A 12,493-nucleotide genomic window follows, 5' to 3' on the forward strand; every position below is an offset into this window, starting at 1 on the left:
CCCCTCCCGGCTCGTTGTTTAGACTGCCCGCAGTCATAACAACAAAAAAGGCCACCCATGGATCACTTCAATCCGGGCTTCAGCAGTTGGCTGAACGCCCCTGCCCACCAGCAATGGCTCGCCGACGAAGGCCTGCGCCTGCTGGCATTTGCCAAGGCTTCGCGATTGCCCGAAGGCTTCGGCAATCTCGATGAGCGCGGCCAGCTCCAGGCCGGCGCGCAAGCCGAAACCATGAACACCGCACGCATGACCCACAGCTTCGCCATGGCCCACATTCAGGGTCTGCCGGGATTCGCCGAACTGGTCGATCACGGCATTGCGGCCCTGCGCGGCCCGTTGCGCGATGCGTTGCACGGCGGTTGGTTCGCCGTCGCTGAACACCGTGACGGTAATACCGGCAAAAACGCCTATCTGCACGCCTTCGTCGCCCTCGCGGCGAGTTCCGCGGTGGTCGCGCAACGCCCCGGCGCGCAGGCGTTGCTGGATGACGCCGTCGACATCATCGACACGTATTTCTGGAGCGAAGAAGAGGGCGCCATGCGCGAATTCTTCAATCGCGACTGGCGCGAAGAAGAAGCCTACCGCGGCGCCAACAGCAACATGCACGCCACCGAAGCCTTCCTTGCGCTGGCCGATGTCACCGAAGACCCGCGCTGGCTGGTGCGTGCGCAACGCATCGTCGAGCGGGTGATTCACGGTCACGCTGCCGCCAACGATTACCTGGTGATCGAACATTTCGACCGCGACTGGCAGCCGCTGCGTGAATACAACCATGACAATCCTGCCGACGGTTTCCGTCCCTACGGCACCACGCCGGGCCACGGTTTCGAGTGGGCGCGGCTGTTGCTGCACCTCGAAGCCGCGCGGGTTCAGGCCGGCATGCTCACGCCCGGCTGGCTGGCCACTGACGCGCAAAAGCTGTTCGAGAACAACTGCCGTCATGGCTGGGACGTCGATGGCGCGCCGGGCATCGTCTACACCCTCGACTGGAACAACAAAGCGGTGGTGCGTCATCGCCTGCACTGGACCCACGCCGAGGCCAGCGCGGCCGCCAGTGCCTTGCTCAAACGCACCGGCGATGCGCAGTACGAAACCTGGTATCGCCTGTTCTGGGAATTTTGCGAAACGCATTTCATCGACCGCTGCGACGGCAGCTGGCATCACGAACTCGACCCGCAAAACCGCCCAAGTGCCGATATCTGGGCGGGCAAACCGGATCTGTACCACGCTTGGCAGGCTGTTCTGATTCCGCGTCTGCCGCTGGCACCGAGCATGGCCAGTGCTCTGGCACACCTGTCTCGAAGCGTTCCTGTGTAACCATGTGGTGACATTCGCGCGTCCCTTCGTTACCTGCGAGGGGAAACGCTCTGTTTAAACTCGTGTGCAGCGCAAGCACCAGACTTGCATGCATAACAACAAGAAAGGTACATCTCAGATGAATGCGATTTCTCGCCTCGCTACTGTCATTTCTGTCGCCTCCCTGTTCCCGCTCGCCGTGCTGCCCCTGAGTGTTTCCGCTGCCGAATCCAAAGGTTCGGTGGAAGTCGTGCATTGGTGGACGTCCGGTGGCGAAAAAGCTGCCGTCGATGTGCTCAAGGCACAAGTCGAGAAAGACGGTTTCACCTGGAAAGACGGCGCTGTCGCCGGTGGTGGCGGTGCGACTGCCATGACCGTGCTGAAAAGCCGCGCGGTAGCCGGCAACCCGCCAGGCGTTGCCCAGATCAAAGGCCCGGACATCCAGGAATGGGCGTCGACCGGTCTGCTCGACACTGACGTCCTGAAAGACGTTTCCAAGTCCGAGAAGTGGGACAGCCTGCTCGACAAGAAAGTCTCCGACACCGTGAAGTTCGAAGGTGATTACGTGGCCGTCCCGGTGAACATTCACCGCGTGAACTGGCTGTGGATCAACCCGGAAGTCTTCAAGAAAGCCGGTATCGAAAAAGCCCCGACCACCCTCGAAGAATTCTACGCCGCCGGCGACAAGCTGAAAGCGGCGGGCTTCATCCCGCTGGCTCACGGCGGCCAGCCATGGCAGGACAGCACCGTGTTCGAAGCGGTCGTGTTGTCGGTGATGGGCGTTGATGGTTACAAGAAAGCCCTGGTCGACCTGGACAACGCTGCCCTGACCGGCCCGGAAATGGTCAAGGCCCTGACCGAGCTGAAGAAAGTCGCGACCTACATGGACCAGGACGGCAAAGGCCAGGACTGGAACCTGGAAGCGGCCAAGGTCATCAACGGCAAGGCCGGCATGCAGATCATGGGTGACTGGGCCAAGTCCGAATGGACCGCCGCCAAGAAAGTCGCCGGCAAGGACTACGAGTGCGTAGCCTTCCCGGGCACCGACAAGGCGTTCACCTACAACATCGACTCGCTGGCCGTGTTCAAGCAGAAGGACGCGGGCACCGCGGCCGGTCAGCAGGACATCGCCAAAGTCGTGCTGGGTGAAAACTTCCAGAAAGTCTTCAGCATCAACAAGGGCTCGATCCCGGTGCGTAACGACATGCTCGCCGACATGGGCAAGTACGGTTTCGACTCCTGCGCCCAGACCGCTGCCAAGGACTTCCTGGCAGACGCCAAGAACGGCGGCCTGCAACCGAGCATGGCGCACAACATGGCGACCACGCTGGCCGTGCAGGGTGCGTTCTTTGATGTCGTGACCAACTACATCAACGACCCGAAAGCCGACCCGGCCGACGCTGCCAAAAAACTCGGCACTGCCATCAAGGCTGCCAAGTAAGCGGTAGCGACGAGCTGCGAGCTACAAGCTGCGAGACAAGAGCGCTGCTCTGCTGGTCTTGCAGCTCTCAACTCGTAGCTGCTCTTCTCTTTTTTTATTGGATCTTCCCATGAGTTCTGTTGCTGTGTTCAGCAAGGCCTCGCCGTTCGACGCATTGCAGCGCTGGCTACCGAAACTGGTGCTGGCGCCGAGCATGTTCATCGTTCTGGTGGGCTTCTATGGCTATATCCTCTGGACGTTTGTCCTGTCGTTCACCACGTCGACCTTCCTGCCGAACTACAAGTGGGCAGGCCTGGCGCAATACGAGCGTCTGTTCGACAACGACCGTTGGTGGGTGGCGAGCAAGAACCTGGCCGTGTTCGGCGGCATGTTCATCGGCATCACCCTCGTAATCGGCGTGACACTGGCGATTTTCCTCGACCAGAAAATCCGTCGCGAAGGCTTTATCCGCACCATTTACCTGTACCCGATGGCGCTCTCGATGATCGTCACCGGTACTGCGTGGAAATGGCTGCTCAACCCGGGCATGGGCCTGGACAAATTGCTGCGGGACTGGGGCTGGGAAGGCTTCCGTCTCGACTGGCTGATCGACCCGGATCGCGTGGTGTATTGCCTGGTGATCGCGGCGGTCTGGCAGGCTTCGGGCTTCATCATGGCGATGTTCCTCGCCGGTCTGCGTGGCGTCGATCAATCGATCATTCGTGCCGCCCAGATCGACGGCGCGAGCATGCCGCGCATCTACTGGAAGGTTGTGCTGCCAAGCCTGCGTCCGGTGTTCTTCAGTGCGGTGATGATCCTGGCGCACATCGCGATCAAGAGCTTCGACCTGGTGGCGGCCATGACGGCCGGCGGCCCGGGTTATTCCTCCGATTTGCCGGCGATGTTCATGTACTCGTTCACCTTCAGCCGTGGACAGATGGGCATGGGCTCGGCCAGTGCAATCCTGATGCTCGGTGCGATCCTCGCGATCATCGTGCCTTACCTGTACTCCGAGCTGAGGACCAAGCGTCATGACTAGTCTCGCCTCCAAACCGGCCATCAGCCTGAGTCGCATCGCGATCTACGCGGTGCTGATCCTTGCGGTCCTGCTGTATCTGGTACCGCTGGTGGTCATGCTGCTGACCAGCTTCAAGACCCCGGAAGACATCTCCACCGGCAACCTGCTGAGCTGGCCGACCGTGGTCAGCGGCATCGGCTGGGTGAAAGCCTGGGCCACCGTTGACGGCTACTTCTGGAACTCGATCAAGATCACCGTTCCGGCCGTGATCATCTCCACCGCCATCGGTGCGTTGAACGGTTATGTGCTGTCGTTCTGGCGCTTCCGCGGTTCGCAGCTGTTCTTCGGCCTGCTGTTGTTCGGCTGCTTCCTGCCGTTCCAGACCGTGCTGCTGCCGGCGTCGTTCACCCTCGGCAAGATGGGCCTGGCGAGCACCACTACCGGCCTGGTGTTCATCCATGTGGTCTACGGTCTGGCGTTCACCACGCTGTTCTTCCGTAACTACTACGTGAGCATTCCGGATGCGCTGATCAAGGCCGCGCGTCTCGATGGCGCGGGGTTCTTCACGATCTTCCGCCAGATCATCCTGCCGATGTCCACTCCGATCATCATGGTCTGCCTGATCTGGCAGTTCACCCAGATCTGGAACGACTTCCTGTTCGGCGTGGTGTTCTCCAGCGGTGATTCGCAACCGATCACGGTGGCGCTGAACAACCTGGTCAACACCAGCACCGGGGCCAAGGAATACAACGTGGATATGGCGGCGGCGATGATCGCCGGGCTGCCGACCCTGCTGGTCTATGTGGTCGCAGGCAAGTATTTCGTGCGCGGGCTGACGGCCGGCGCAGTCAAGGGGTAATCATGGCTACGCTCGAACTTCGCAATGTAAACAAGACCTACGGTACCGGCCTGCCGGACACCCTGAAGAACATCGAACTGTCGATCAAGGACGGTGAGTTCCTGATCCTCGTCGGGCCCTCGGGCTGCGGCAAGTCGACCCTGATGAACTGCATCGCCGGCCTGGAAACCATCACCGGCGGAGCGATCATGATCGGTGACCAGGACGTCAGCGGCATGAGCCCGAAAGATCGCGACATCGCCATGGTGTTCCAGTCCTACGCGCTGTACCCGACCATGAGCGTGCGCGAGAACATCGAGTTCGGTCTGAAGATCCGCAAGATGAGCCAGTCGGCGATCGACGAAGAAGTCGCCCGCGTGGCCAAGCTGCTGCAGATCGAGCACCTGCTCAATCGCAAGCCGGGTCAGCTCTCCGGCGGCCAGCAACAGCGCGTGGCGATGGGCCGTGCCCTGGCGCGTCGGCCGAAGATCTATCTGTTCGACGAACCGCTGTCCAACCTCGACGCCAAACTGCGCGTCGAGATGCGCACCGAAATGAAACTGATGCACCAGCGTCTGAAAACCACCACGGTCTACGTGACCCACGACCAGATCGAAGCGATGACCCTGGGCGACAAAGTGGCGGTGATGAAGGACGGGATCATCCAGCAGTTCGGTACGCCGAAAGAGATCTACAACGACCCGGCCAACCTGTTCGTGGCGAGCTTTATCGGTTCGCCGCCGATGAACTTCATCCCGCTGCGTCTGCAACGCAAGGACGGCCGTCTGGTGGCGCTGCTCGACAGCGGCCAGGCCCGTTGCGAATTGCCGATGGCGATGCAGGACGCCGGACTCGAAGACCGCGAAGTGATCCTCGGCCTGCGCCCGGAGCAGATTGCTCTGGCCTACGGCGAGGGCAATGGCTTGCCGAGCATCAAGGCTGAAGTGCAGGTCACCGAGCCGACCGGTCCGGACACCCTGGTGTTCGTCAACCTCAACGACACCAAGGTCTGCTGCCGTCTGGCGCCGGACGTGGCGCCGCAGGTGGGCGAAACCCTGACCCTGCAATTCGATCCGTCGAAAGTGCTGCTGTTCGACGCCAAGTCCGGTGAGCGCCTGGGGGTTGCAGGCCTGCCGAAAACCGAATCGCACAGCGCCAACGTGGCCCAGTTCAAGGGTCGCTGATCAACCAATGCGGGAGCGGGTTCGCCCGTTCCTGCAGGGAGCACGCGGTGCGTGGCCTGTCGCGCGCCGCATCAGATGTAAACCGCGTTAAATAAGAAGAACAGTTAATAACAATAAAACGAGGATGTAGGGATGAAGAAGAACAACAACGCTCAGCGAATCGGCCAGTTGTCAGCAGTTGCGGCAATGATGCTGGCCGGTAGCGTCCACGCGGCTGACGCGTTCAGCTCCGATTCGGAGTGGATGACCGGGGACTGGGGGGGCGAACGTACCAAGCTGATCGAGCAGGGTATCGACATCAAGATGGACTACGTCGGTGAAGTGGGCGGCAACCTTCACGGCGGTTTCAACGACGACAAGACAGCGCGTTACGCCGACCAGTTCGGTCTGGGCGTGGCGCTGGATCTGCAAAAACTGTGGGGCTGGGACAACACCCAGGCCAAGATCCAGTTCACCAACCGTAACGGCTACAACATTTCCAACGATCGCGTTGGCGATCCGCGTGCCGGCACCCTGAGCTCCTCGCAGGAAGTCTACGGTCGTGGCCACATGGTGCGTCTGACCCAGTTGTGGATCAAACATCAGTTCTTCGACAACAAACTCGACATCAAGGCCGGTTACTTCGGCGAAGGCGAAGACTTCAACACCTTCCCGTGCGAGTTCCAGAACCTGGCGTTCTGCGGTTCGCAAGTGGGTAACTGGGCGACCAACATCTGGTACAACTGGCCGGTCAGCCAGGCGGCCATTCGCGTCAAATACAACATCAACGACGAGCTCTACGCGCAGATCGGTGCGTACAACCAGAATCCGTCGCAACTGGAACACGGCAACGGCTTCAAGTTGAGCGGCAGTGGCACCAAAGGCACCGTGTTGCCAGTGGAGCTGGTCTGGTTGCCTAACCCGAACGGCCTGCCGGGCGAATACCGTGTCGGTTACTACAAGAGCACGGCCGATGCCGACGACGTTCGCGAAGACGTCAACGGTTTCGACGCGGCGACCACTGGTGACGCCTACCGCACCCACAGCAGCAAGCACGGTTACTGGTTCGTTGCGCAACAGCAACTCACCAGCCACAACGGTGACAAGAGCCGTGGTCTGAACATCGCTGCCAACGCCACGTTCCATGACAAGGACACCAACTTCATCGACAACTACCAGTCCTTGATGTTTGTGTACAAAGGCCCGTTCGACGCACGTCCGAAAGATGACGTCGGTATCGGTGCGGCACGTATTCACGTCAACAATGACGTGAAGAAAAACGCCGAACTGCTCAACGTCGCCAACGGTGTTTCGGACTACGACAATCCGGTGTTCTCGCCGATTCGTGAAACCGAATACAACTACGAGATCAACTACGGCTTCCACGTGACCAACTGGCTGACCGTACGCCCGAACCTGCAATACATCACTCATCCGGGCGGTGTGGATGAAGTGGATAACGCTTTGGTCGCTGGCCTGAAAATTCAGTCTACGTTCTGACGCGTCTGCGATAAGCTCCTCTCTATGTGCGCATATTTGCGGACAGCCAAGGCTGTCCGCTTTTTTTTGGACAGGGGTGTCGCAGCCCATGAAAGTTGAATCTGGAACCGTGGCCCATGCATGAGCATCCGCTGCAACGCTTCTTCAAATCCCTGCGCGAGCGACCGGTGTTCGCCTGGGAGCGCTATCAGATGCGCGATGTGCTGGTGATCGATCATCCGCTGTGTCAGGCGGTGTTCAGTCGTCAGGGTGCGCAGTTGCTGCACTTTCAGCCGCGCGGGCAGAAACCGTGGCTGTGGTGCGCGGCGAAATGGCCGCATGTCGGCGCGATTCGCGGCGGCGTGCCGGTATGCTGGCCGTGGTATGGCCGTCACCCGAGCGAAAACGCGTGGCCGTCCCATGGCTGGGCGCGACTGCTGGACTGGAAACTGCTCGACAGCAGCACCGGCGATGACGGCGTGCGCCTGCATTGGCAATTGCAGTTGTGCGACTGGCAGGTGGACCTGCACGCGCACCTCGGTGAACGCATGGAATTGCGCCTGAGCACCGAGCATCAGGACGACATGCCGTGCCAGTTGAGCCAGGCTTTGCACGCTTACTGGCGTATTGGCGATGTGAGTGAGATAGCGCTGTCTGGGCTCGAAGGGGCGCAGGGTTACGACCAGTTGAACCGTGAGATTTGTCAGCAGGAAGGCGAGTTGCGGGTTGATGGCGGCTGTCAGCGGGTGTTTCAGCATGACGGCGAATTACAGCTCAAGGATCACGCCTGGCAGCGCGAGTTGTGCATCGATACCGGTGACAGCGCGGACACGGTGGTGTGGCATCCGGGTGCGCGGCCGTTGCTGGGTGTGAGCTGGGATGAGATTTCGGAATTTGTCTGTGTTGAAGCGGCGGCGGGCGGGACCGACAGCCTGCATCTGGCGCCGGGGGAGAAGGCGCATTTGAGTTTGCAGGCTTGGGCTGGGGCTTGAGTGTGTCAATTCGACCGCTGCCCTCACCCTAACCCTCTCCCAGGGGGAGAGGGGACCGATTGGGGGATATTCAAGAGATTCACCGAATTGAACGAATGTCTTTGAATCCATAATCGACCCAATCTTTCAAGTCGATGTATAGCGCAAGACACTTCGGTCAGTCCCCTCTCCCTCCGGGAGAGGGTAAGGGTGAGGGGCTTTTGATCTTCAGTTGAACTCGTCACCCACCGGATACCGGCTCGCATTCAAGCTCTCTTTGATCTTGCGCAGATGCGGCTGGAAATCCACCCCGCGACGCAGCGTCATCCCCGTCGCCAGTACATCCAGCACGGTCAACTGAATGATCCGCGAGGTCATCGGCATGTAGATGTCGGTGTCTTCCGGCAGCGGAATATTCAGGCTCAGCGTACTGGCCTTGGCCAGTGGCGAATTCTCTGCCGTCAGGCCCAGCACCGAAGCGCCGTTCTCCCGGGCGATGCGCGCCACTTCCACCAGTTCGCGGGTGCGGCCGGTGTAGGAAATGATCACGAACAGCTCGCCGGTGTGCGCCACCGAGGCAATCATCCGCTGCATCAGCACATCGGCGTGGGCGGTGACCGCGAGGTTGAAACGGAAGAACTTGTGCTGCGCATCCAGCGCCACCGGCGCCGAAGCGCCGAGGCCGAAGAAGTGGATCTGCCGGGCCTGGATCAACAGGTCGACGGCGCGGCTGATCAGGTTCGGGTCCAGCGCCTGGCAAGCGCTGTCCAACGACGCGATCGCACTGCCGAAAATCTTCTGCGTGTAGGCCTCGGGGTTGTCGTCGGCTTCTACTGCGCGGCTGACATACGCCGCGCCGCTGGCCAGGCTCTGGGCCAGTTGCAGCTTGAGTTCGGGGTAGCCGCTGACGCCGAACGAACGGCAGAAACGGTTGACCGTCGGTTCACTGACCGACGCCGCCTGGGCGAGGGCGGCGATGCTGAAGCGGGTGGCCTGCTGTGGGTTGAGCAGGATCACTTCGGCGACTTTGCGTTCGGCCTTGTTCAGCTCTTCAAGGCGACTCTGGATCTGTTCCAGTAAATTTCGCACGCGGTCCATAAGAATTCCTAGATTCACCGGCGCCGATAAGCGCGCGGCTATGCAAATTGGGCCTTTGATGTGGCCCGTGACGGTGGCCTATCCTACTGATGGCTCCGACCGACCACCACTCGGAATCTGTATTTTGCGAAAATGTTGTGGTTATTACTACATTTTCCCTTGAGTGATGCCTTGAAAAAAGGTATTTGTAGCTTAACTTGATAAAAGAACAAACATCATGCCTTCGATTACGGTTGAACCGTGCACCTTCGCCTTGTTCGGCGCCTTGGGCGATCTGGCCCTGCGCAAGCTGTTTCCTGCCCTTTATCACCTTGATGGCGCCGGCCTGCTGCACGAGGACACGCGCATTATCGCACTGGCCCGTGAGGCGGGCACCGAGCAGCAGCACCTGGCGTTCATCGCCGCCGAGTTGCGCCGTTACGTGGGCAAGGAACTGGACGAGGCCGTGGCCGAGCGCTTTCTGGCGCGTCTGACCTACCTGCACGTCGACTTCCTCAAGGCTGAAGATTATGTGGCGCTGGCCGAACTGGCCGGCAGCACGCAACGCATGATTGCCTACTTCGCCACCCCGGCGGCGGTGTACGGCGCGATCTGCGAGAACCTGGCGAACGTCGGTCTGGCGGAAAACACCCGCGTGGTGCTGGAAAAGCCGATCGGTTCCGACCTGGAATCCTCGCGCAAGGTCAACGACGCCGTGGCGCAGTTCTTCCCGGAGAACCGCACCTACCGCATCGACCACTACCTGGGCAAAGAAACCGTTCAGAACCTGATCGCCCTGCGTTTCGCCAACAGCCTGTTCGAAACCCAGTGGAACCAGAACTACATCTCCCACGTGGAAATCACCGTGGCCGAGAAGGTCGGCATCGAAGGCCGCTGGGGTTACTTCGACAAGGCCGGTCAGCTGCGGGACATGATCCAGAACCACCTGCTGCAACTGCTCTGCCTGATCGCCATGGACCCGCCGGCCGACCTGTCCGCCGACAGCATCCGTGATGAAAAAGTGAAAGTGCTCAAAGCCCTGGCGCCGATCAGTCCGGAAGGCCTGACCACGCAAGTGGTGCGCGGCCAGTACATCGCCGGGCACAGCGAAGGCAAGTCCGTGCCGGGCTACCTTGAAGAGCCGAATTCCAACGCCCAGAGCGATACCGAAACCTTCGTTGCCCTGCGTGCCGACATCCGCAACTGGCGCTGGGCCGGCGTGCCGTTCTACCTGCGTACCGGCAAGCGCATGCCGCAAAAACTGTCGCAGATCGTCATCCACTTCAAGGAACCGTCGCACTACATCTTCGCCCCCGAGCAGCGCCTGCAGATCAGCAACAAACTGATCATCCGCCTGCAACCGGACGAAGGTATTTCCTTGCGCGTGATGACCAAAGAGCAAGGCCTGGACAAGGGCATGCAACTGCGCAGCGGCCCGCTGCAACTGAATTTTTCCGACACCTGGCGCAGCGCTCGGATCCCCGATGCCTACGAGCGGTTGTTGCTGGAAGTGATGAACGGCAATCAGAACCTGTTTGTCCGTAAAGATGAAATCGAAGCCGCGTGGAAATGGTGTGACCAGCTGATCGCCGGGTGGAAAAAATCCGGTGACGCGCCCAAGCCGTATGCGGCCGGGTCGTGGGGGCCGATGAGCTCCATTGCTTTGATCACGCGGGACGGGAGGTCGTGGTATGGCGATATCTGATGTGAAACTGCCCGAGGGCGTGAATGCCCGCGAATTCAAGAGCCCGGTGCTGCTCGCCGAAGGCCTGGCGCTGAATGTCGCCAAGCAATTGAGCGAAGCGCTGGCGGCACGTGGCAACGCCGTGTTGGTGGTGTCCGGCGGCCGTAGCCCGGTGGCGTTTTTCCAGCACCTGGCCAAGCAGGAACTGGACTGGTCGAAGGTCGTCGTGACCCTGGCCGACGAGCGCTGGGTACCGGTCGAACATGCCGACAGCAATGCCGGTCTGCTCAAGCAGTATCTGCTCAAGGGCCCGGCGGCCAAGGCGCAGTTCCTCAGCCTCTACAGCGCGGCGGCCAACGTCGAGCAGGCTGCGGAGCAGGCCGATCGTTTGCTCGCCGAGTTGCCGCCCATCGACGTGCTGGTGTTGGGCATGGGCGATGACGGTCACACCGCGTCGCTGTTCCCGGACAGCCCGAACCTGGCCGAAGCCCTGCAAGCCGACGGCACCCGTCGCTGCTGGCCGATGCTCGCGCCAAGCGTGCCGCGTCAGCGCCTGACCATGAGCCGCGCACTGCTGGCGTCGGCGAGGCACAAGATTCTGTCGATTTCCGGTCAGTCGAAACTGACCACCCTGAATGCCGCACTGGCATCCAACGACGTCGCCGCCATGCCGGTTCGCGCGTTTCTGCAACCTACGTTAGAGATTTACTGGTGCCCATGAGCCAAGGAACAGCCGCTATGAAAACCCCATCCCCGACCGTTTCCATGGCGGACAAAGTTGCCCTGATCGACAGCCTCTGCGCCAAGGCGCGGATCCTGCCGGTGATTACCATCGCCCGTGAACAGGACGTGCTGCCGCTGGCCGACGCCCTGGCCGCCGGTGGTCTGACCGCGCTGGAAGTGACCCTGCGTTCGCAGTTCGGCCTCAAGGCGATCCAGATCCTGCGCGAACAGCGCCCGGAACTGGTGACCGGTGCCGGCACCGTGCTCGACCGCAACATGCTGGCTGCGGCCGAAGCCGCCGGTTCGCAATTCATCGTCACTCCGGGCATCACCCGTGACCTGCTGGAAGCCAGCGTCGAAAGCCCGATCCCGCTGCTGCCGGGCATCAGCAATGCCTCCGGCATCATGGAAGGTTATGGCCTGGGTTATCGCCGCTTCAAGCTGTTCCCGGCTGAAGTCAGCGGTGGCGTGGCAGCGATCAAGGCCCTCGGCGGCCCGTTCGGCGAAGTGAAATTCTGCCCGACTGGCGGCGTCGGCCCTGCCAACATCAAGAGCTACATGGCGCTGAAAAACGTCATGTGCGTGGGCGGTAGCTGGATGCTCGATCCTGAGTGGATCAAGAACGGCGACTGGGCCCGTATTCAGGAATGCACCGCTGAGGCTTTGGCGCTGCTGGACTGATCGCTTCACCCGACACTTCGTTGTGTGTTCTACGGCTTTACGGTGCGCTTGGTCGGTGCACCGTTTTTTTTTGCCCGTAAAAAACTTCGTTATCTTGAGATACATAGTTACCGCACCTGGCTGCGCGCGTGGCGTTAACCTGC

11 protein-coding genes are annotated in these 12,493 nt (G+C 60.7%); 10 read left to right on the forward strand and 1 reads right to left on the reverse strand.

What is annotated here, in order from left to right:
• The first annotated feature begins 57 nt into the window (after positions 1 to 57).
• The 7 genes from EIY71_RS20530 (at position 58) to EIY71_RS20560 (ending at position 8,206) form a co-directional block, all read left to right on the forward strand.
• Positions 58 to 1,317: an AGE family epimerase/isomerase gene (locus tag EIY71_RS20530; protein ID WP_134022916.1), complete on the forward strand. Its 1,260-nt coding sequence runs from the start codon at positions 58 to 60 to the stop codon at positions 1,315 to 1,317.
• 118 nt (positions 1,318 to 1,435) lie between these two features.
• Positions 1,436 to 2,737 carry an ABC transporter substrate-binding protein gene (locus tag EIY71_RS20535; RefSeq protein WP_007951167.1) on the forward strand — a complete coding sequence of 434 codons (1,302 nt, stop codon included), beginning with the start codon at positions 1,436 to 1,438 and terminating at the stop codon, positions 2,735 to 2,737.
• A 109-nt stretch (positions 2,738 to 2,846) separates the two neighbouring features.
• On the forward strand, positions 2,847 to 3,755 hold the full coding sequence (locus EIY71_RS20540; RefSeq protein WP_007951166.1) for a carbohydrate ABC transporter permease: 909 nt from the start codon (positions 2,847 to 2,849) through the stop codon (positions 3,753 to 3,755).
• On the forward strand, positions 3,748 to 4,593 hold the full coding sequence (locus EIY71_RS20545; RefSeq protein ID WP_007951164.1) for a carbohydrate ABC transporter permease: 846 nt from the start codon (positions 3,748 to 3,750) through the stop codon (positions 4,591 to 4,593). Before EIY71_RS20540 ends, EIY71_RS20545 begins: the two co-directional genes overlap by 8 nt.
• Positions 4,594 to 4,595: 2 nt before the next feature.
• Positions 4,596 to 5,756 carry an ABC transporter ATP-binding protein gene (locus EIY71_RS20550; protein WP_085606573.1) on the forward strand — a complete coding sequence of 387 codons (1,161 nt, stop codon included), beginning with the start codon at positions 4,596 to 4,598 and terminating at the stop codon, positions 5,754 to 5,756.
• Positions 5,757 to 5,888: 132 nt separating this feature from the next.
• Positions 5,889 to 7,235, forward strand: coding sequence for a carbohydrate porin (locus tag EIY71_RS20555; RefSeq protein WP_085745182.1), 1,347 nt, complete (start codon positions 5,889 to 5,891; stop codon positions 7,233 to 7,235).
• 116 nt (positions 7,236 to 7,351) lie between these two features.
• Positions 7,352 to 8,206, forward strand: a complete 855-nt coding sequence (locus EIY71_RS20560; protein WP_134022918.1) for a D-hexose-6-phosphate mutarotase — start codon at positions 7,352 to 7,354, stop codon at positions 8,204 to 8,206.
• A gap of 207 nt (positions 8,207 to 8,413) precedes the next feature.
• On the opposite strand, the gene EIY71_RS20565 is transcribed toward EIY71_RS20560, so the two are convergent.
• Positions 8,414 to 9,274 carry a MurR/RpiR family transcriptional regulator gene (locus tag EIY71_RS20565; protein WP_169842436.1) on the reverse strand — a complete coding sequence of 287 codons (861 nt, stop codon included), beginning with the start codon at positions 9,272 to 9,274 and terminating at the stop codon, positions 8,414 to 8,416.
• 226 nt (positions 9,275 to 9,500) lie between these two features.
• Between EIY71_RS20565 and zwf the strand changes: the two genes are divergently transcribed.
• From zwf to EIY71_RS20580, 3 genes are read left to right on the forward strand one after another with little or no spacing between them, the layout of a single operon-like run.
• Positions 9,501 to 10,967 carry a glucose-6-phosphate dehydrogenase gene (gene zwf, locus EIY71_RS20570; protein WP_011335604.1) on the forward strand — a complete coding sequence of 489 codons (1,467 nt, stop codon included), beginning with the start codon at positions 9,501 to 9,503 and terminating at the stop codon, positions 10,965 to 10,967.
• Positions 10,954 to 11,667, forward strand: a complete 714-nt coding sequence (gene pgl, locus EIY71_RS20575; RefSeq protein ID WP_085606568.1) for a 6-phosphogluconolactonase — start codon at positions 10,954 to 10,956, stop codon at positions 11,665 to 11,667. The genes zwf and pgl overlap by 14 nt, the downstream gene beginning before the upstream one ends.
• A gap of 17 nt (positions 11,668 to 11,684) precedes the next feature.
• Complete coding sequence (locus EIY71_RS20580; protein WP_064383724.1) at positions 11,685 to 12,350, forward strand: bifunctional 4-hydroxy-2-oxoglutarate aldolase/2-dehydro-3-deoxy-phosphogluconate aldolase; 666 nt, start codon at positions 11,685 to 11,687, stop codon at positions 12,348 to 12,350.
• The last annotated feature ends 143 nt before the right edge of the window (positions 12,351 to 12,493 follow it).

This window comes from Pseudomonas sp. CH235 (genome assembly GCF_004368175.1).
GTDB lineage: Bacteria > Pseudomonadota > Gammaproteobacteria > Pseudomonadales > Pseudomonadaceae > Aquipseudomonas > Aquipseudomonas paraglycinae.